The 18,494-nt window shown below is 66.8% G+C and carries 19 protein-coding genes; 7 read left to right on the top strand and 12 right to left on the bottom strand.

What is annotated here, in order from left to right; translation table 11 throughout:
* Positions 1-89: 89 nt before the first annotated feature.
* Positions 90-638: a GNAT family N-acetyltransferase gene (locus H977_RS0100990; protein ID WP_029106114.1), complete on the bottom strand. Its 549-nt coding sequence runs from the start codon at positions 636-638 to the stop codon at positions 90-92.
* A 33-nt stretch (positions 639-671) separates the two neighbouring features.
* Positions 672-1,898: a non-homologous end-joining DNA ligase gene (ligD, locus tag H977_RS0100985; protein WP_029106113.1), complete on the bottom strand. Its 1,227-nt coding sequence runs from the start codon at positions 1,896-1,898 to the stop codon at positions 672-674.
* 54 nt (positions 1,899-1,952) lie between these two features.
* Here ligD and fadD2 point away from each other — a divergent pair, with 54 nt between their 5' ends.
* Entirely contained in the window at positions 1,953-3,653 is a 1,701-nt protein-coding gene (gene fadD2, locus H977_RS0100980) for a long-chain-fatty-acid--CoA ligase FadD2 (RefSeq protein ID WP_029106112.1), read from the top strand.
* A gap of 44 nt (positions 3,654-3,697) precedes the next feature.
* A complete protein-coding gene (locus H977_RS0100975; RefSeq protein ID WP_029106111.1) occupies positions 3,698-4,480 on the top strand; it encodes an SDR family NAD(P)-dependent oxidoreductase in 783 nt (260 codons plus the stop codon).
* 10 nt (positions 4,481-4,490) lie between these two features.
* Here H977_RS0100975 and H977_RS0100970 read toward each other — a convergent pair whose 3' ends face one another.
* From H977_RS0100970 to H977_RS0100945, 6 genes are all read right to left on the bottom strand, one after another.
* Positions 4,491-4,802 (bottom strand): hypothetical protein, encoded by a 312-nt coding sequence (locus tag H977_RS0100970; protein ID WP_029106110.1) that lies wholly within the window; start codon positions 4,800-4,802, stop codon positions 4,491-4,493.
* A gap of 19 nt (positions 4,803-4,821) precedes the next feature.
* Positions 4,822-5,109: a hypothetical protein gene (locus H977_RS35540; protein WP_029106109.1), complete on the bottom strand. Its 288-nt coding sequence runs from the start codon at positions 5,107-5,109 to the stop codon at positions 4,822-4,824.
* A gap of 147 nt (positions 5,110-5,256) precedes the next feature.
* Positions 5,257-7,464, bottom strand: coding sequence for an acyl-CoA dehydrogenase family protein (locus H977_RS0100960; RefSeq protein ID WP_029106108.1), 2,208 nt, complete (start codon positions 7,462-7,464; stop codon positions 5,257-5,259).
* Between the two features lie 86 nt (positions 7,465-7,550).
* Complete coding sequence (locus H977_RS0100955) at positions 7,551-8,540, bottom strand: 2-hydroxyacid dehydrogenase (RefSeq protein ID WP_196808145.1); 990 nt, start codon at positions 8,538-8,540, stop codon at positions 7,551-7,553.
* Positions 8,516-9,643: an alpha/beta hydrolase gene (locus H977_RS0100950; RefSeq protein ID WP_029106106.1), complete on the bottom strand. Its 1,128-nt coding sequence runs from the start codon at positions 9,641-9,643 to the stop codon at positions 8,516-8,518. Before H977_RS0100950 ends, H977_RS0100955 begins: the two co-directional genes overlap by 25 nt.
* Positions 9,640-10,269, bottom strand: coding sequence for a TetR/AcrR family transcriptional regulator (locus tag H977_RS0100945; RefSeq protein ID WP_029106105.1), 630 nt, complete (start codon positions 10,267-10,269; stop codon positions 9,640-9,642). Before H977_RS0100945 ends, H977_RS0100950 begins: the two co-directional genes overlap by 4 nt.
* A 119-nt stretch (positions 10,270-10,388) precedes the next feature.
* On the opposite strand from H977_RS0100945, the gene H977_RS0100940 reads away from it, so the two are divergent.
* Positions 10,389-10,967, top strand: coding sequence for a VOC family protein (locus H977_RS0100940; protein WP_029106104.1), 579 nt, complete (start codon positions 10,389-10,391; stop codon positions 10,965-10,967).
* Positions 10,968-10,982: 15 nt separating this feature from the next.
* Here the strand turns inward: H977_RS0100940 and H977_RS0100935 are convergent, their stop codons facing one another.
* Both H977_RS0100935 and H977_RS0100930 read right to left on the bottom strand, forming a co-directional pair.
* The gene (locus H977_RS0100935; protein WP_036474741.1) at positions 10,983-11,819 is read right to left on the bottom strand and encodes an SAM-dependent methyltransferase; all 837 of its coding nucleotides are present in this window, start codon (positions 11,817-11,819) and stop codon (positions 10,983-10,985) included.
* 7 nt (positions 11,820-11,826) lie between these two features.
* Positions 11,827-12,708, bottom strand: a complete 882-nt coding sequence (locus H977_RS0100930; RefSeq protein ID WP_029106102.1) for a helix-turn-helix transcriptional regulator — start codon at positions 12,706-12,708, stop codon at positions 11,827-11,829.
* Positions 12,709-12,809: 101 nt separating this feature from the next.
* Here H977_RS0100930 and H977_RS0100925 point away from each other — a divergent pair, with 101 nt between their 5' ends.
* Both H977_RS0100925 and H977_RS0100920 read left to right on the top strand, forming a co-directional pair.
* Entirely contained in the window at positions 12,810-13,727 is a 918-nt protein-coding gene (locus tag H977_RS0100925; RefSeq protein WP_029106101.1) for an MBL fold metallo-hydrolase, read from the top strand.
* Positions 13,720-15,123: a carboxylesterase/lipase family protein gene (locus H977_RS0100920; RefSeq protein ID WP_029106100.1), complete on the top strand. Its 1,404-nt coding sequence runs from the start codon at positions 13,720-13,722 to the stop codon at positions 15,121-15,123. Before H977_RS0100925 ends, H977_RS0100920 begins: the two co-directional genes overlap by 8 nt.
* On the opposite strand, the gene H977_RS0100915 is transcribed toward H977_RS0100920, so the two are convergent.
* Entirely contained in the window at positions 15,113-15,922 is an 810-nt protein-coding gene (locus H977_RS0100915) for a helix-turn-helix transcriptional regulator (RefSeq protein WP_029106099.1), read from the bottom strand. The two genes, H977_RS0100920 and H977_RS0100915, sit on opposite strands and share 11 nt — an antisense overlap.
* 1 nt (position 15,923) lies before the next feature.
* Positions 15,924-16,538 carry a TetR/AcrR family transcriptional regulator gene (locus H977_RS0100910; protein ID WP_029106098.1) on the bottom strand — a complete coding sequence of 205 codons (615 nt, stop codon included), beginning with the start codon at positions 16,536-16,538 and terminating at the stop codon, positions 15,924-15,926.
* A 76-nt stretch (positions 16,539-16,614) separates the two neighbouring features.
* On the opposite strand from H977_RS0100910, the gene H977_RS0100905 reads away from it, so the two are divergent.
* Both H977_RS0100905 and H977_RS0100900 read left to right on the top strand, forming a co-directional pair.
* A complete protein-coding gene (locus H977_RS0100905) occupies positions 16,615-17,517 on the top strand; it encodes an oxygenase MpaB family protein (RefSeq protein WP_029106097.1) in 903 nt (300 codons plus the stop codon).
* Positions 17,518-17,547: 30 nt separating this feature from the next.
* Complete coding sequence (locus H977_RS0100900; protein ID WP_029106096.1) at positions 17,548-18,441, top strand: class I SAM-dependent methyltransferase; 894 nt, start codon at positions 17,548-17,550, stop codon at positions 18,439-18,441.
* Positions 18,442-18,494: the final 53 nt, after the last annotated feature.

Genomic DNA, 18,494 nt, shown 5'->3' with positions numbered 1-18,494 from the left:
GGAATCCGGACACGTGAGCCGCTGTTGTCCGGCAAGTCCATGTCGAATCACCCGGGCGACTGGCGAATTGCTGCGGCACGTGTTCCGGGTCAAGACGCGGTGGGACGCAAGTCCAGTGCGTAGAACAACTTGTCGTAGCGCTTTTCACCCACCGCGACGAATCTCTCCAGCACGCCATACCTCTTGAAGCCCAAGGACTCATAGAGGCGGGCCGCGCGCACGTTGTCTGCCCGAAGGTCGAGGGTCAGCATCTCGACGTGTGATTCGGCAGCGGACCGGATCAGGCCCTGCATCAGGTGCCGACCGATGCCCAGGCCGTGCCACCGCAAATCGACGGCAACCTTCTCCACGTCCGCATGGGGCCGGTGTGTCGGACGCGTGTACCGGCGCCAATAGCCGAACCCGGCCGGCTCCTCGTCCACTTCCGCGACAATCAGCGCTGAGTCGCCTGCGGCCGTCCCTTGGACCACCTCTCCCAGAAGGTCGGCGACCTCGGCCGCGGAGGGCGGATCGACCCAACCCAACGCGGCGCCCCCGGCCACCAAGTGCTGCAAGAACACCGTGATGGATCCCGCTATTCGTGGCACGACATCCGGCGCGTCGACGGCGAATACGCGGACCCTTCCGGCGTCGACCACCACGGCAGTATCTCAGTCGTTTCGGCGGCAGAACTAGTGCCACTGCGCGCCGCGGTAGTGCTCCCACGGGTTGTAGTCGGCGAGCAACTCTTCCTGCGGCGGGCGCTCGGACTCGGGAACGTGCTGCAGGTTGATCCGTACCCGGTACCAGATCGAGCTCGGCCCGCGCATGCCGTCGAGCAGGATGTCGACGGGCTCCAGCCGCGCGGCCACGGCGGGATACCGCGTGCGCCATACGTCGAGTGCCGCCATCGCCTCGTCCTTGGTCTTGGTCTTGGCGATCTCGATCAGCGGCATCGAAGAAACGCGCCTGCCGTCTTTCGACGCGCCCTTGGGCGCCTTCTCGGCCGGGCCGAGTTCCTTGGCGAGTCCGAGCAGCGCGTCCAACTCGCCGACCGTGACGTCCATGCCCTCCCACGGGTCGCCGATCTCGGCGAACCGATCGGGCACGGTGGCGATCGTGAATGCCTCGGGCCGGCAACCGTCGACCTCGTCCCAGCGCAGCGGGGTCGACACCCGGGCATCGGCGGTGGCCCGCACGGAATAGGCCGATGCCACCGTGCGGTCCTTGGCGTTCTGGTTGAAGTCGACGAAGACCCGCGCGCCCCGTTCTTCCTTCCACCATCTCGCGGTCGCAATGTCCGGCGCCCTGAGCTCTACCGCCCGGGCCACCGTCTCGGCCGCCAGGCGCACCTTGGTGAACGGCCACTTCGGTTGGATGCGCGCATAGATGTGGAAGCCACGCGAGCCCGACGTCTTGGGCCACGCGGTCAGGCCGTGGTCCTCCAGCACCGCCCGGGCGACGTGGGCGACGTCGACGATCTGCGACCAGCCGACCCCGGGCATCGGGTCAAGGTCGACGCGGAGCTCATCGGGATGGTCGAGATCCTCGGCCCGCACGGGATGTGGGTTGAGGTCGACGCATCCCAGGTTCACCGCCCACGCCAGGCCGGCGGCATCGCGCAGGACCGCTTCCTTGGCCGACGTGCCCGACCGGTACTTGAGCTCGGCCACGTCCACATAGTCCGGCCGCTTCTCCGGTGCCCGTTTCTGGAAGATGGCCTCCTCGGCGATGCCCTTGACGAACCGCTTGAGGATCATCGGACGGCCGTACACCCCGCGCAACGCCCCGTCGGCCACTGATCGGTAGTAGTTGATCAGGTCCAGCTTGGTGACGTGCGCGTCAGGGAAAACCACCTTGTCGGGGTTGCTGACGGCCACCTCGAGGCCGTCGATCTCCAGCGACATTGCACCGGCCATGACCACATCGTAGTTACCACCCCTGGTGCGATAGATGTCACTTATTGTGGCGGCATGCCAAGTTTGTCTGATCTACCGGCGAACCTCACAGCGAAGGCCAAGCAGTACGCGGAGCGGGGCGCGGCCGAATTGCATTACGCGCGCAAGATGTTCGAGGCGGGCGCGCTGCGGCTGGAACCGCCACAGAACATCGTGGCCATGCTGGGGGACATCCGCACCTGGGGTGAGATCGGCATGATTCCGGCGCTCAACGCGCGCCGGCATCCCAACCGGGCCGCCGTCATCGACGACGAAGGCGAATTCACGTTCGGTGATCTCGACGCCGCCGCGCACGCGGTGGCCCACGAATTGCTCACCATGGGCGTCAGGGGCGGTGACGGGGTAGGAATCCTGGCCCGCAACCACCGCTGGTTCCTGGTCGCGCTGTACGGCGCGGCCCGGGTGGGGGCGCGGATCATCCTGCTCAACTCCGAGTTCTCGGGACCGCAGATCAAAGAGGTCTCCGAGCGCGAGGGCGCCAAGGTGATCATCTACGACGACGAGTACACCGCCGCCGTCGCCCACGCCGAACCGGAGCTGGGCAAACTGCGGGCGCTGGGAGTCAACCCGGACATTGCTGAATCTTCGGGCTCCGCCCGAGGCGATACTCCTTCCGGCAGCACCGACGAGACCCTGGCCGACGTCATCGCCCGCGGCAACGGACGGCCCGCTCCCAAAGCCACCAAGCATCCGTCGATCATCATCCTGACCAGCGGCACCACCGGAACACCCAAGGGCGCCAACCGAGCCGCCCCACCGTCGCTCGCCCCGATCGGGGGAGTGCTGTCGCACGTCCCGTTCAAGGCCGGCGAGGTGACCTCGCTTCCGGCCCCGATGTTCCATGCGCTCGGCTTCCTGCATGCCACCATCGCGATGATGTTGGGCACGACGCTGGTGCTGCGGCGCCGGTTCAAGCCCGCCACCCTGTTGGAAGACGTCGAGAAACACCACGTCACCGCCATGGTGGTGGTGCCGGTCATGCTCTCGCGGATGCTCGACCATCTCGAGCAGATGACGCCCAAGCCCAACTTGTCCTCACTGCGCATCGTCTTCGTCTCCGGATCCCAGCTGGGTGCCGAGCTGGCCTCGCGGGCCCTCAAGGAGCTCGGTCCGGTGATCTACAACCTTTACGGTTCGACCGAGATCGCGTTCGCGAGCATCGCGCGGCCCAAAGATCTCTCGATCAACCCGGCAACGGTGGGGCCGGTGGTCAAGGGCATCACCGTCAAGATCATCGACGACAACGGCAACGAAGTCCCGCAGGGCCAGGTCGGCCGCATCTTTGTGCGAAACACGTTCCCGTTCAAGGGATATACCGGCGGCGGCGGCAAACAGATCATCGACGGCATGCTGTCGTCGGGCGATGTCGGCTACTTCGACGAGCACGGTCTGCTCTACGTCAGCGGCCGCGACGACGAGATGATCGTCTCCGGCGGGGAGAACGTATTCCCGGCCGAGGTCGAGGATCTGATCAGCGGACACCCCGATGTCGTCGAGGCCACCGCACTCGGCGTCGAGGACAAGGAATGGGGTGCCCGGCTCAAGGCATTCGTGGTGAAGGCAGACGGGGCGGACCTCGACGAGGACACCGTCAAGTCCTACGTCAAGGAGCATCTGGCCCGCTACAAGGTGCCGCGGGAGGTGGTCTTCCTCGACGAGTTGCCGCGCAACCCGACGGGCAAGATCCTCAAGCGCGAACTGCGCGACTTGGAGTAGCGCGACTTGGAATAGTTTGTCGCCGGCGGTGGTAGTACACCCTTGTGAACATCGACCTCAGCGGAAAGACGGCACTGGTTACCGGTTCGACCCAGGGCATCGGGTTGGCCATTGCCGAGCATCTGGCCAGAAGCGGCGCCCGCGTGGTGGTCAACGGCCGTACGAGGCAACGCGTCGATGAAGCCGTCTCCAAGCTGACGGGGCTCGACGTGATCGGGATCGCCGCCGATGTCGCCTCGGAGGAGGGCACCGCCGACCTGCTGCGGCAGCTGCCCGCCGTCGACATCCTGATCAACAACCTCGGGATCTTCGGCGCAGTGCCACCGCTGGAGATCACCGACGAACAGTGGCGTACCTACTTCGACGTGAATGTCCTTGCCGCGGTGCGACTTATCCGTAGTTACCTACCCGGGATGACTGAGCGGGGCTGGGGCCGGGCGATCCAGATCGCCAGTGACTCGGCCATTGTGACGCCCGCCGAGATGATCCATTACGGGGTGTCCAAGACTGCGCTACTCGCGGTGTCGCGCGGTTTCGCCAAGGAGGCCGCGGGTACCGGCGTGACAGTCAACTCGGTGATCGCCGGTCCGACCCACACGGCCGGTGTCGAGGATTTCGTGTATCAGCTCGTCGACAAGTCGTTGCCATGGGATGAGGCGCAGCGGGAGTTCATGATCAAGCATCGGCCGCAGTCGTTGCTCCAGCGCCTGATCGAGCCCGAGGAGATCGCGAACATGGTCACGTACCTTGCCTCGCCGCTGGCCTCGGCCACCACCGGCGGCGCGCTAAGGGTCGACGGCGGCTACGTCGATTCGATCCTGCCGTAGGTTCGCGCGGTCAGGAGAGCATCGCCGAGCCCGGCACCGCCAGGCACAACAGCGAAAAGGCCAACAGGAACCAGCCCGCACCGTGCCAGATCGGCCATGTCCCCTCGGCCTTCCACACCTGGTAGGTGCGGACGAATGCGCCGACCCCTCCGACGAACAGAATCGTCGGGACCAGCGTTGCCGACAGCGTGGAATGGTCGAATGCGTAGAAGACCAAGGCGAGCCCGGCGACGGCGAGCACGGCCACGACGTAGCCCACCGCGGATCGGAACATCTGCGGATCGTGCCAACGCTTTTCGACGTCGTTCCTGTCGCTGTTCATGGCGTGCGCTCACATGGTGTTACGGCGGCCCGTTGACGTACCAGGAGAGGCATCCCGGCTTGTGACGGCACGCGATGATGGCTCCGGCGTCGGGTGCGGCCCCGCGAACCCGGGGTTGCCTGGGCGGCAGATTGCAGTTCACCACATACGGGTTCCACGGAATGACGCCGTTCACACATGGCTCGGCGTGGGTTTCGGTTGGCGCGGGGGAGACCTGGTGCCACACGGCGGTCGGCGCGATGACGACAGACAGGGCTGCGACACCCAGGAGCACTGGGCGCAGAATCCGTTGTCGTGACGTGCTCATCGTTGGGTACAACCGTTTCTGGTAGCCGTCTATTTCGACGGTACGCCTGATCCCACCCGCCGAGCAGACGTAAAACTGCCTCAAAACGGTGGTTTTCGGGCAGTTTTACGTCTGCTCGCGCGATGAAACGTCCGCGCCGGGCGAGACTTACGGATCGCGCGGCAGGCCCAGCAGACGTTCGGCGATGATGTTGAGCTGAACTTCGGTGGTGCCGCCGTAGATCGTCGTGGCACGACTGGCCAACAGGTACTCGGCCCAGCGACCGAATTCCGATTCGGGATCGCCGACGGCCCCGTCGGTGCCGAAGGAGGCCACCGCGAACTCCGCGTACCCCTGGCCGGTTTTCATCGACAAAAGCTTGGAGACGGCCGCGGCCGGCATGGCGTCGCCGCCGGCCAACGTCAGCAGCGTGGACCGCAGATTGAGCACCTTGGCTGCATGGCCCTCGGCGATCAACTGGCCCGCGCGGTTCTGATCGATCTGGTCGAACTGGCCCGCACCCAGGAACGCCACGAACTGCTCGAGGTTGGCCAGGAACGGTGGCTCACTGCTGCCGATCGACACCCGCTCGTTGGTCAGGGTGTTGCGGCTGACCTCCCAGCCCCGGTTGACCTCACCGAGCACCATGTCGTCGGGCACGAAGACATCGTCGATGAACACCGTGTTGAACATCGCGTTGCCCGTCAGCTCGCGCAGCGGCTTGACCTCGACGCCGGGCGCCTTCATGTCGAGCAGGAAGTACGTGATGCCATTGTGTTTCGGAGCGTCGGAGTCCGTCCGGGCCAACAGTGCACCCCACGCCGAGTACTGGGCGCCCGTCGTCCAGATCTTCTGCCCGGTGATCCGCCAGCCTCCGTCGACCTTGGTGGCCTTGGTGGTCAGGCTGGCCAGATCCGAACCCGCACCCGGCTCGGAAAACAGCTGGCACCAGATCATCTCGCCGCGGAACGTCGGCGGCAGGAAACGCTGCTTCTGCTCATCGGTTCCGAAAGCCACGATCGAAGGGATGATCCACGACGCGATGCCCATCTGCGGGCGCCGCACGCGGCCGCTGTTGAACTCCTGGGCGATGATGATCTGCTCGATCGGTTCCGACCCGCGTCCCCAGGGCCTGGGCAGATGCGGTTGCACCCATCCGCCCTCGGCGATCGCGATGTTGCGCTCCGTGCCACTCGGAATCGCTTTCAGCCCAGCCACTTCCGCGCGGATCTCGTCGCGCAGCTTCTCGGTGTCGGGATCGAGGTCGATGTCCACCGGGCGCATTCCGGTTGTGGTGGCGGTATCGACGAGCAACTGGGGGTAGTCCGAGGCCCGGCCGAAGCATGCGGCCAGCACGAGGGCCCGCCGGTAGTAGACGTTGGTGTCGTGCTCCCAGGTGAATCCGATACCGCCGTGCACCTGGATGCAGTCCTGCGCGGTGTGCTGCGCGGCGGCCGGAGCCAGGGTGGCTGCCACCGCGGCAGCGAACTCGAAATGGCTTGTCGCCGAATCGTCTTCTTGTGCCTCGTCCAGGGCGCGGGCGGCGTCCCAGACGGCGGCGGTGGCCCGCTCGGTGTCGGCGACCATCCCGGCGCACTTGTGTTTGATCGCCTGGAACTGGCCGATCGGCCTGCCGAACTGTTCGCGGATCTTGGCGTAGGCGGTAGCGGTGTCGGTGGCCCAGCGGGCGACGCCGATGGCCTCGGCCGACAGCAATGTGGTGATCAGTGCCCTGGCGCGGGTGCTGCTGAGGTTGGAGAGCACCCGATCGCCGGCCACCTCGGTGGCGTTGGCCCGCACGTGCGCGAGCGGGCGCAACGGATCGACACTGCGCACCGGCTCGATCTCCAGCTGGGCGGCGTCGAGGACAACCCACTGGACGCCGGACTCGATCGCGACCGGAAGCACCAGTACCGATGCCTGCGCGCCTGCGGGCACCGCCCGTGCCTCGCCGCGGATGACCAGTCCGTCGCCGTGCCGGGTGGCGGTCAGACCGGAGTCGATGGCGTAGGCGGCGATGGTCTCGCCCGAGGCCAGGCCGGTGAGCACCTTGGCTTCTGGATTGTCGGCCGAGATCAGCGCGGCGGCGATGGCCGAAGGGACGAAGGGACCAGGTACGGCGCCGTAGCCGAACTCGGCCAGGGTGATGGCCAGCTCGAGGATTCCGAAGCCTTGTCCGCCAACGGCTTCCGAGAGGTGGACGCCTTGCAGGCCCTGGTCGGCCGCGGCTTTCCAATATGGCGGTGGGTTGGAGATCGGGTTCTGCCAGTCCGCGTCCAGAGCTTCGTGCAGCACCTCCGACGGTGCCACCCGTGCTACCAGGGACCGAACCGAATCGGCCAGGTCGCTGTGCTCAGACGTGATCGCAAGGGGCATGCGGCACCTCCATCCGGGGCATGTCTCGATTAACCGGTCGGTTGGGCCCGAGGGTACCCCGGCGTGATGCGCGCCACTCCGGCGGCCTATCTGACTGCGTTTACTACGTGGGCCAGGCGTTCGCCGTCGCGAATGCGGCGGCAGTTGTCGACCGCCATGGTCATATAGCGCCGCATGGTGTCGACGGTGTACCAGGTGACGTGCGGGGTGAGCACCACATTCGGCAGCTCCAGCAGGGGGTTGCCGGGCGGCACCGGCTCCTCGGCGAAGACATCGAGCCCGGCCGCGGACAACTGCCCGGTACGCAGCGCCTCGACGAGGGCGGGCTCGTCGATGATCGGACCGCGCGCGGTGTTGACGACGACGGCACCCGGCTTCATCGACGCCAGGGCCTTGCCGTCGAGGAGGCCGCGGGTGGACTCGGTCAGCGGGAGGTGCAGCGAGACGATGTCGCTGGCCGCCAGTAGGTCTGGCAGGCTGCGCCATCCGGGATGGCCGGTATTGCGGGTACTGGTGTGGATGACCTGCGACGGCTCGGTGCCCATGGCGATGACGATCTTCTCGACCCGCTTGGCGACGTTCCCGTAGCCGAGCAGGCCCACCGTGCATCCACTGATGTCACGCACGGTTTCGTCCAGGCTGTGATCCGAGGGCCAGCCCGCACCTTCCCGGGTGGCGCGGTCCAGTTCGGGCAACCGGCGCAGCGCGGCGAGCATGAGGAGCACGGTGCCCTCTGCCACCGACGGTGCGTTGGCACCGGGCATGTTGGCCACCAGGATGCCCAGCCGGGTGGCGGTATCGACGTCGATGGTGTTCACCCCGGCGCCCAGTTTGTGCACCAGCCGCAGACGCAGCCCCCTCTCCAGGTCATCGCCGGAGACCGGCCGCAAGACATGCCAGAGCACCTCGGCGGAGGGCAGTTCCCGGTAGAACGTGACGTCATCGTCTTCGGCGCAGAACGTCACGTCGAGCCAGTCCTGTTGCGGTGCAAGAAAGTCCAGCACCCTGTCCCCGGGGGTGAAGTGCGCCAGGACCCTGATCCGCTCGGAGTTCACCGCCACCGCTTCGCGATCCACCCGGCGATGGTATCGGCCTGCTCACCGCGCGCACCCGAAGTGGCGAAGTAGTGATCTGTGTCGATCGAGCATTGGGCCTTGTCCGTGCTCGCCAACGCGTCGTAGATGCGTTTGGCGTCGGACGGATACACCCCGGTGTCCTGGTCGGCATTGATCACCAGCGCCGGGCACGTGATCCGGGCCAGGTGCGGCTCTGCCCGCGTCTGGGCGTGCCGCAGGCTCCACATGCCGATCCAGTTGCGCACGGTGGTGGCCGCGGCGATGCCGCGGGCCGATCGGTTGACCTTGATCGGAGTGCCTGCGTAGCACAGGTTGGGCTGTCGGTTGGTCGGTTCGACCGTCGGGTCGACCATCCTCGGGTCGGCCCAGGTGCGCATCACCGTGAACGGGCGGTCCGAATACCCGGCCGCCTGAATCCTTTTCAGCTCCCGCTCGGCCCAGTCGGTGATCTTCTCGTTGCGTGCCACCTGGGCGGCGCGGTACCGCGCCACGAACTCCGCCGAATACGGTGTCGGGTTGCGTTGGTCCCACAGGTCGAGTTCGGGATCGGCGGCGACGGCGTCGTTTTCGTCGACGACGGAGGCGTCCATCCACGCGGTCAGCACATCCGGGCGGCCAGGGTGGGCCGCGCTCGCCACGTACCCGTCGGCAGGCGGCAGTTCGGTCAGGCCGGCTGCCGGCCGCATGCCGTCCAGTGGCCGCACGTTGGGGTCGACGGCTTGGGACTGGTAGGCCGCCATCAGGGATCCGCCACCGGAGTTGCCCAGCAGGACAATGGTTTCGATCCCCTGCGCCTCCCGCAGCCATCGCACTCCGACTCCGATGTCGACCAGGGCATGATCCAGCAGGAAGCTGCTCTCGAATCCGCGGAATCGAGTGTTCCAGCCGAGGAACCCGATGCCTCTGGTGGCCAGGTGGTCCGCGAGATAGTGCTCGGAGAAGTCGATTTGGTAGTGCGTGGCGATCACGGCCACGGTGGGCTTGTGTCCGGCGCCACGGTGGTACAGACCCTGGCATGGGTGACCTCCCGCACCGGCGCGTTGGGCGGTCGGCGATTCCATCCCGACGAACTCGCGAACCACTTCCGGTGACGCTTTGCTCATGTACGCGGGTTCCCCTCGTGGTAGATGGTGCGGTAGAAGACGTTGGCCAGGGTGGTGATGCACGCGGTGTCGTCGGCGGCGGCATCGCGCCCGCCGGACAATTGGGTGTAGCAGAACTGGTTGAGCATCGACACCAATGCGACCGCGGTCAGGTGCGGGTCGTCGTCAGGGCAGAACCCTTGTTGCTGCGCGTGTTTGATCATTTCCGTGATCATGGCGATCGGCAGTTGGCAGATCTCGTCCCAGTATTCGGCGAAGTCGTCGTCGATCATCGCCATCTGGGACACGCTGATGATCTCGGCCAGGCGGTGCCGGTAGGTCATCCAGTGCGCGGAGGCCGCCTGGTGGCAGCGTTGCCAGTTGGTCAGATTCGGTGCGGTGGCGGGAAGCGCGCGTTCGCGTGCCTCGTTGCGGAAGCGCAGCGCCCATTCGCGGACCATGGCCTCCTTCGAGGCGTAGTAGTTGTAGAACGATGCGGCGGATCGGCCGGCCTCGGAGGCGATGTCGGAGATCGTGGTGGCCAGGATGCCTTTGCGGGCGATCACCGCGCGGGCGGCGCTGTCGATCGCGGCCTGGGTCTGGCGGCCGCGGGCGGTCGGCAGCGGAGTACGGGGGCTGACGGTCACGGATTTCCTCACTCCCACGGGCGCGGGATCGGCAGGGCCATTGATCACATCTGAATCTGATGTTAGATTCAGATTCGCAGTTATGCCAGCTTAGGTGTCCACCCCGGAGGAGTGTCGACGTGATCAAGCCCAACAATCCCAACCCGGAGTTCGAGTTCGGCGGCATCAATCACGTGGCGCTGGTGTCCGCGGACATGGCACGCACCGTCGACTTCTACACCAACGTGCTCGGCATGCCCTTGATCAAATCGCTGGACCTGCCCGGCGATATGGGCCAGCACTTCTTCTTCGACGCGGGGAACGGTGACTGCATCGCGTTCTTCTGGTTCCGTGAGGCGCCCGACGGTGTACCCGGGATTTCGGCGCCCGCGGCAATCCCCGGCATCGGCGAATTCGTCAGCGCCACCGGCTCGCTCAATCACATCGCCTTGCATGTGCCCGCCGAGAAGTTCGACGAGTACCGGCAAAAGCTCAAGGCCAAGGGCGTTCGGGTCGGTCCGGTACTCAACCACGACGACAGCCCGATGCAAGCGTCGGCGACGGTGCACCCCGGCGTCTACGTGCGGTCGTTCTACTTCCTGGATCCGGACGGAATCACTCTCGAATTCGCCTGTTGGACCAAGGAATTCACCGACGACGACGCACAGGCAGCGCCCAAGACGGCTGCCGATCGTCGGCCTCCGGTGCCTGCGGGATAGTCCGGCGCCCCGGGGTCAGGACTTGGTCGCCGTCACGAAGTAACCACGCGGCACCCCGGGCACGTCCATCGGCACCGCCGGCGCAAACCACCGGCCCCACTTGTTCCCCGGTTCCGCCACATCGGTGACGACAGCCGACCAGCCCAGTGGCTCGCACAGCTGCGCCGGGGCATCGGTGCCGAACAGCCACGGCGCCCCGTTTCGGGACATCTGTTCGCGGACCGCGGCCAGCATCACGCTGTCCAGCAGTACCTTGCCGACGATGTCGTAGAGCAGCACCGAACCGGGAGCCGACATCGCGTCGACTCGCCCAAATACCGTGCGCACGGCGCCCTCGTCCAGGTACTGCAGCAGCCCTTCCAGCAACCAGACCGCTGGTAAATCCGGGTCAAAGCCGTTGGACCGCAGGACATCGTTCCAGTCATGCGTGAGGTCGACACCCACCGCCACCCGTCGGCATCGTGGTTCGTCGCCGGCCAACGCCTCAGCCTTGGCCGCGATCACCGCGGGCTGATCGAGTTCGAACACCGTGGTGCCGTCGGGCCACGGCAGCCGGTAGGCCCGGGCGTCCAGGCCCGCAGCGAGGATCACCACCTGCCTGACGGGTGGCACCACGTCCAGCAGTGCCTCGTCCCAGAATCGGGTGCGCACCACGATCTGCAGCGTTGACTTGTCCCCGCTGGCGGCGACGGCTTCAGCGAGCATCCGCTGTCCGGACTCACCGGCCAGGCGCTCCGCGAACGGATCGGTGAAAAGCCGGTCGGGACGGCGGGTTTCCTCGGCACGGATCGCCGCCACCAGGACACCGGTGTCGGCGACGGCCCGGCCTGGAGTGTGTCCTGAGTTGGTCATGTCGCCATCATGGGCGTCGGGCAGCGGCGGGGGCTTGGATATTTTTGTCGCCGGTCGATTGGGACAGCAGTCGCAACGCGTCCGCCGAACTCGATCCATCCACCGTCGTCACGACGCACAGCGATTGCTCGACGTCCCGGGCAAGTATCAGATTCTGCATGGTCACCGTGAGCGGGCCGGCCAGCGGATGGTGCAGGTCATAGGAATCGGCCTCGCACGGTTTCACCCGGTGATCAGCCCACAACGCCACGAATTCCGGGCTCTTGACCGACAATTCACCCACCAGGGCGGACAACAGTGCGTCTTCGGGATGCCGGCCCGCCGCCAGGCGAAGACTGCCCACCACCGCTCGGGCCTTGCGGTCCCAGTCCAGATACAGGTCGCGGGTGTGCGGATCGAGAAACAGCAGCCGGGCCAGGTTGGGCCGGGTGGCCGGCTGGTCCACCGACGTGAAATCCAGGTGGCCGGCCAGCAGGGCATGGCCCAGCTCGTTCCAGGCCAGCACATCGGTGCGCCGGCCGATCACCAGCGCGGGCAGGTGATCCAGCGATCGCAACAGATCGCACGTCAGCGGGCTGACCCGCTCGACCGGAGGGCGCCGGGTGGGCTGCGCGCGCTGAGACGCCAGGTCCCGCAGATGCGCGTGCTCGTGAGTATCCAACTGCAGGGCGCGGGCCAGCGCGTCGAGGATCGCCTCGGAGGCATTCACCGACTGACCCTGTTCCAGCCGGGTGTAGTAGGAAACGCTCACGCCGGCCAGTTGAGCCACCTCTTCCCGTCGCAGACCCGCGACGCGTCGGCGTTCGCCGTACCGGGACAGTCCCACATCCTCCGGATGCAGCCGCCCGCGCCGGGCCCGCAGGAATTCGCCGAGTTGTCCGGTGGTCATCACCCCACTATGCCTCCGGCCTCAGGGCCTCTACCTATCCCTGCCAGTGGTAGGCACGGTCGTGCCTGGTTGACCGGTCGTCGCGCGGTCAGGCTGGGGTCATGAACGAAATCGTGCTGGGTGACGTCACGGTGACCCGGGTCATGGAGTACTACGGTTCGGTCCGGCTGTCGCCGCAGGAGTTCTTCCCGGAGAGCACCGACGAGGTGTGGCGGCGCAACCGGGATTGGCTGGCCCCGGATTTCTACGACCCGGGAGACGACGTCTGCATCTCGGCCATCCAGACCTGGCTGCTGCGCAGCGAGGGCAGAACCATCCTGGTTGACACCGGGGTGGGTAACCACAAGGACCGGCCGCATGCACCGGTGTGGCATCAGCTGGACACCGATTTCCTCGGGAACCTGGCCCGGGCCGGAGTCGCTCCGGAGGACGTCGACGTGGTGATCAACACCCATCTCCATGTCGACCATGTCGGCTGGAACACCTACCTCGATGACGGCGATTGGGTACCCACCTTCCCGAATGCCAGCTATCTGATGCCGCGACCCGACTTCGATTTCTGGAACCCGGCCAATCGGGGCGAGCCGGTCCCGGGCCGGGACAACGTCTTCCTCGACAGCGTCGCGCCGGTTCACCAGGCCGGGCAAACCACGTTGTGGGAAGGCGCCTTTCAGCTCGACGCCAACATCACGCTGGAACCGGCTCCTGGGCACACCCCCGGGTCCGCGGTGGTCAGACTGCAGTCGGGCCGCGACCGCGCCGTCTTCGTCGGCGACATGATGCACACCGCACTGCAGATCGTCGAACCCGACACCAACAGCTGCTACTGCGAGGACCCCGCACAGGCGCGGGAAACCCGGCGGCGGGTGCTGGGCCAAGCCGCCGATACCCACACCCTGGTGATCCCGGCACATTTCGGTGGGCACGGTGCGACCGAGGTGATGCGGGACGGCGATCGGTTCGCGGTGAAGGCGTGGGCACTGTTCGACCGGGTGACAAGGGGCGCGGAGAATGACTGACCCCATCGTCGACACCGTCGGCGGACCCGTCCGGGGGACGCGCACCCGAGACGCGCTGGCCTTCCTGGGAATTCCCTACGCCGCCCCGCCCATCGCCTCAGGTCGCTTCGCGGCTCCGGCGGCGCACGAGCCGTGGAGCGGCCTGCGCGATGTGACCCGGCCCGCGCCGACGGCGCCACAGCTACGCCGAAACGGCTTCGGGCGCCTGGACATGTCCGCATTCTTCGGACCGGGCTGGGTGCGCGACCCCGACTACCTCACGGTCAATGTCTGGGCCCCGACGAACGCGCGGCGCTGCCCGGTGATGGTGTTCGTCCACGGCGGTGGCTTCGTGGCCGGCTCCACCCGCTCGCCGCTGTACGACGGCACCGCCTTCGCCCGCGACGGCGTGGTTCTGGTGACGGTCACCTATCGGCTGGGCATCACGGGATTCCTTGACCTGCCCGGGGCGGTGGCCAACCGGGGGCTCCTCGACGTCCTGGCCGCGCTGAGCTGGGTTCAGGCCAATATCGAGGGATTCGGCGGTGATCCCGGCAATGTCACCCTGTTCGGCCAGTCCGCCGGCGCGACGATCACCGCGGGGGTCCTGGCCACCGCCGGTGTGCAGCGGTTGATCTGTCGCGCAATCATGCAGAGCGGCAATGGATTCGGTGCGTTCAGTCCAGACCAGGCAGCGCGGGTCACCAGGGCTGCGGCTGAGGCACTGGGTGTCGAGCCCACCGTCGCCGGATTCGACCGGCTCTCTGACGAACAGCTCGTCCAGGCGGTCCCCACGCTGGCCGGTTTGGATCTGCGCACCGGAGAACGCTTCGACCCACTGCTGGGTTTGAGCCCGTTCAGCCTGGTGCTGGAAGAACAGCCGGCGCGGCAGCTCAATCCCGAGGTGGGCCTGCTGATCGGGACCAACACGCAGGAGGGCAATCTCTACCTTGTCCCGCAGGGCCATTTCGACTCCTCGACCCTGGATGACGTCGAACGGCTTGCCGCCCAGGTCGACACCGACCCGGCCGCGTTGGTGCAGCGCTACCGCGCGCGCTTTCCATCGGCCGGCTGGGGTGAGCTGCGCTCGTCGATCCTCGGTGACGCGTTGTTCCGTACCGGGAGCGACCGGATGGCCCATCACCATGCCCAGCTGACGGGCGCCGCGACGCACCGCTACGAATTCTCTTGGCAGTCAACGGCGGTGGACGGCATGCTGGGTGCCGCTCACGCCGTCGACCTCCCCTTCGTGTTCGACGCCATCGGCCTGGAGTCGGTGCGCGGTCCCGGCGCCCTGCTCGGGCCCGGGGAACCTCCCGCCGCATTGGCCGCCGAGATGCACGGCGCCTGGGTTCGCTACGCCACCACCGGGGACCCGGGCTGGGCGCCGTCGATACCGCGCAGCTTCACCGGGTGACACCGACATGGCTGGGCAACCACGTACGGCGCTCGGTGTACTGCGTCGGCGTCATGGCGGTGAACGACCGGAACTCCCGGACGAAATGCGCCTGGTCGAAGTAGCCCAGATCGGCCGCGATCCGGGCACCTCGGACAGCACCGGCGTCGAGCATTCTCATCGCGGCCTGGAACCGGCGCACCCGCAGATAGGTTTTGGGCGTCAGGCCCACCTCGGAACGGAATGACGCGATCAGCCGCCTGGCCGACATCCCGGTCAGCGCGCAGGCGTCGGCCACCCGCAGCGAGGGCCGGCATTCGGCTGCGTGCAGGACCGCCTCCACGGCAGGATCACGAGACCGCATGCGCGCCAAGAGAAACGACTCGACCAGTGCGATGCGCGTCGGTACCGAGGGCGTATCGATCAGGCGGTCGCGGAGGGCCGATCCGGCCCGGCCCCAGATCGCTTCCAGGCCGGCGCAGCAGTCCTCGAGCTCGTGCAGCGGCGCGGGCAGGAACGCCGCGGCGCCACCGGGACGGAAATGGATGGTCAGCACGGTCTGAGACGGGTCGATCTGGGTGACGTACGAGGTGACCCCCGCCCCGGCGATGAACGCCGCGCCGACGTCGAGGCGAGTGGTGGCATCGGCAGCGTAGAAATCGACCTGCTCGCGGGCGTCGAGATCGATGATCACTGTTGCGGCGCCGCGGGGGAGCGCCCGGCTGCGATGGGTGGAGGCCTGGGTGTTCTGCCAGTATCCGAAGAATTGAATGTGGGCGGCCAGAGTCGCGGAGGGGCGGAGCAGGACCGGGCCCGGCACGTCAGCTCCCCGGCTGAGGCAAGCCGGCCACTGCGTCGAGCATCGAGCGCAACTGTTTGATGAGCTGCTCCGGGGTCAGTGCGACCTCGCCGGACAGCCACGCGCTGATCGTCTGTGTCACGCCGCCGACCGCGAAATATGATGTGGCCCTGAGGTAGTCGTTCTCCTGCAAGTGCAGGGTATCGCCCGCGTGCTGACCGAGCAGCGTGGCGAAGAGCGCCACGGATTCGACGCGTTTGCGGGTCAGCACCTCATTGGACAGTTTGACGCTGAACAACAGCCGGCCGATCCGCCGATCCTGGGCGATCAGGTGCACGATGTTGGCCATCCCGGCCATGGTCTGGTCGGAAAGCGGAACGGCGTCGACGGCGGCCTGGGTCGAGGTCGCGATGTCCGCGATCACCCAGTCGTAGACCGCGCCGACGAAGTCGTCCTTGTCGGCGAAGCTCTCGTAGAAGTACCGCGCGGCCAGCCCGGCCGTGCGGCACACCGCGCGAACCGTCACCTCGCCGTCCTCGGCCCCGAGTAGGTCGAGTCCCGCCTCGAGCAGTTGCCGACGCCGCTGCGCGAGGCGGTCTGCTGCCTCGATGCCGCGGTACGGACGGACCTGCTTCACCCGAACATCTTGACACCTGTCACGCGGTCGGGCCAATATCAGGAATCACACGTTCTCAGTTTTCGAAGGGGTGGCCATGACGGTCAGCGAACCGATCCCGCATGTCGAACGGGCCATGAGTGACTCGTCGCGCCCAGTGGCCGCGCCCAAACGCCGCCGGCGGGGCGCCGGCTTCGACGACGGGTTGATGGGTGTGGCACTGCTGGCCGGACCGGCCAACGTGATCATGCAGCTGGCCAATCCGGGCGTCGGCTACGGCGTCGTCGAGAGCCGCGTCGACAGCGGCCGCACAGACCTGCACCCGGTCAAGCGGGCCAGGACCACCTTCACCTACCTGGCTGTCGCCACCCGCGGCACCGACGCCCAGAAAGCCGCGTACCGGCGCGCCGTCAACAAAGCGCATGCGCAGGTGTACTCCACCGAGGACAGCCCGGTGAAGTACAACGCGTTCGACAAGAACCTGCAGCTGTGGGTGGCTGCCTGCCTCTACAAGGGCGGGGTCGACGTGTTCCGGATGTTCGTCGGCGAGCTGGACGACGAGACGGCCGATCAGCACTATCGCGACAGCGTCACGATGGGCACCACGCTGCAGGTGCCCGAGGACATGTGGCCGGCCGATCGGGCCGCGTTCGACCGGTATTGGGAGGAGTCGCTGGAGAAGCTGCACATCGACGACACGGTGCGGGGCTATCTGTATCCGATCGCGGCGGGCCGGCCCAAGAACCCGAAGCTGCCCCGTGTGGTGCAGAGCCGGCTCGACTCGGTCGCTCTACTGATCACCACGGGTTTTCTCCCGCAGCGGTTCCGCGACGAGATGCGGCTGCCGTGGGATGCCATGACTCAGAGGCGTTTCGACCGGCTGATCGCTGTCCTGCGGACGATCAACGATCTACTGCCGTCGTTCTTGCGGCAATTCCCGTTCAACCTGCTGCTCAAAGATCTCGACTGGCGGATCCGCACCGGTCGTCCGCTGGTCTGACTGTCAGATTCGCGGCGTACCCTCGCGCGGGTGCGCACTGATAATGACAACTGGGATATCACCACGAGCGTCGGGCAGACGGCGTTATTCGTAGCTGCCTCAAGGGCATTGGAGGCCAAGAAGGCTGATCCGATTGCCGTCGACCAACATGCCGAGGCGTTTTGCCGCGCGGTCGGGGGCGAGTGGACGGCCGCAGTCGAGGGCACCGACCCCGAGCATCCGCTGCACACCGAATTCGGCCAGAACTTCGTCAACTTCCAGGCTGCCCGCACCAAGTACTTCGACGAGTACTTCGCCAAAGCCATCGACGCCGGGGTCAAGCAGGTCGTGCTCTTGGCGGCGGGCCTGGACTCGCGGGCCTACCGGCTGCCGTGGGCCGACGGCACCGTGGTCTACGAGCTGGATCAGCCCCGCGTCCTGGAATTCAAACGCGACACCATGGACCGGCTCGGCGAGGCGCCGACGGCCGAACGGCGTGAGGTGGCGATCGATCTGCGGGAGGACTGGCCGGCGGCGCTGCGAGCGAGTGGTTTCGATCCGTCGCGTCCCTCGGCCTGGATCGCCGAGGGGCTGCTGATCTACCTTCCGGCCTCAGCACAGGAACAGCTGTTTGCTGGGATCGATGCGCTGGCGGCGCCCGGCAGTTTCGTCGGGATCGAGGAGGCGGCTCCGATGCCGGATGAGGCGTTCGAGGCCAAGCGGGCCGAAGCGCTGTCCTCCGGCGAGGAGAACGCCTTTTTCACGCTCGTGTACAACCAGCAACACGCGCCCGCGGAGCAGTGGTTCGAGGCGCGGGGCTGGGGCGCCTCGGCGACACCCCTGCACCGGCAGCTGGCCGACGTGGGCCGGCCCGTGCCGGCTCCTGACTCCGAGGCCGGACTCATGACGGGAACTATCACCTTGGTGGCCGCGACCAAAAGGTGAGGCAGTTCACGAGCCAGCGCGAGTAGGTGCCTCTCGACACTTAAGTTATGCAA

Source organism: Mycobacterium sp. URHD0025, from assembly GCF_000426065.1.
Lineage (GTDB): Bacteria > Actinomycetota > Actinomycetes > Mycobacteriales > Mycobacteriaceae > Mycobacterium.
The sequence above is the reverse complement of the archived record's forward strand: the minus strand, read 5'-3'. Positions and strand labels throughout refer to the sequence as shown.

What these genes read in the sequence shown, in the direction of transcription:
- ligD (WP_029106113.1), bottom strand. Translation starts at nt 1,898, where the DNA reads ATGGCCGGTGCAATGTCGCTGGAGATCGACGGCCTCGAGGTGGCCGTC.
- fadD2 (WP_029106112.1), top strand. Translation starts at nt 1,953, where the DNA reads ATGCCAAGTTTGTCTGATCTACCGGCGAACCTCACAGCGAAGGCCAAG.
- H977_RS0100970 (WP_029106110.1), bottom strand. Translation starts at nt 4,802, where the DNA reads ATGAACAGCGACAGGAACGACGTCGAAAAGCGTTGGCACGATCCGCAG.
- H977_RS35540 (WP_029106109.1), bottom strand. Translation starts at nt 5,109, where the DNA reads ATGAGCACGTCACGACAACGGATTCTGCGCCCAGTGCTCCTGGGTGTC.
- H977_RS0100960 (WP_029106108.1), bottom strand. Translation starts at nt 7,464, where the DNA reads ATGCCCCTTGCGATCACGTCTGAGCACAGCGACCTGGCCGATTCGGTT.
- H977_RS0100950 (WP_029106106.1), bottom strand. Translation starts at nt 9,643, where the DNA reads ATGAGCAAAGCGTCACCGGAAGTGGTTCGCGAGTTCGTCGGGATGGAA.
- H977_RS0100935 (WP_036474741.1), bottom strand. Translation starts at nt 11,819, where the DNA reads ATGACCAACTCAGGACACACTCCAGGCCGGGCCGTCGCCGACACCGGT.
- H977_RS0100930 (WP_029106102.1), bottom strand. Translation starts at nt 12,708, where the DNA reads ATGACCACCGGACAACTCGGCGAATTCCTGCGGGCCCGGCGCGGGCGG.
- H977_RS0100925 (WP_029106101.1), top strand. Translation starts at nt 12,810, where the DNA reads ATGAACGAAATCGTGCTGGGTGACGTCACGGTGACCCGGGTCATGGAG.
- H977_RS0100920 (WP_029106100.1), top strand. Translation starts at nt 13,720, where the DNA reads ATGACTGACCCCATCGTCGACACCGTCGGCGGACCCGTCCGGGGGACG.
- H977_RS0100905 (WP_029106097.1), top strand. Translation starts at nt 16,615, where the DNA reads ATGACGGTCAGCGAACCGATCCCGCATGTCGAACGGGCCATGAGTGAC.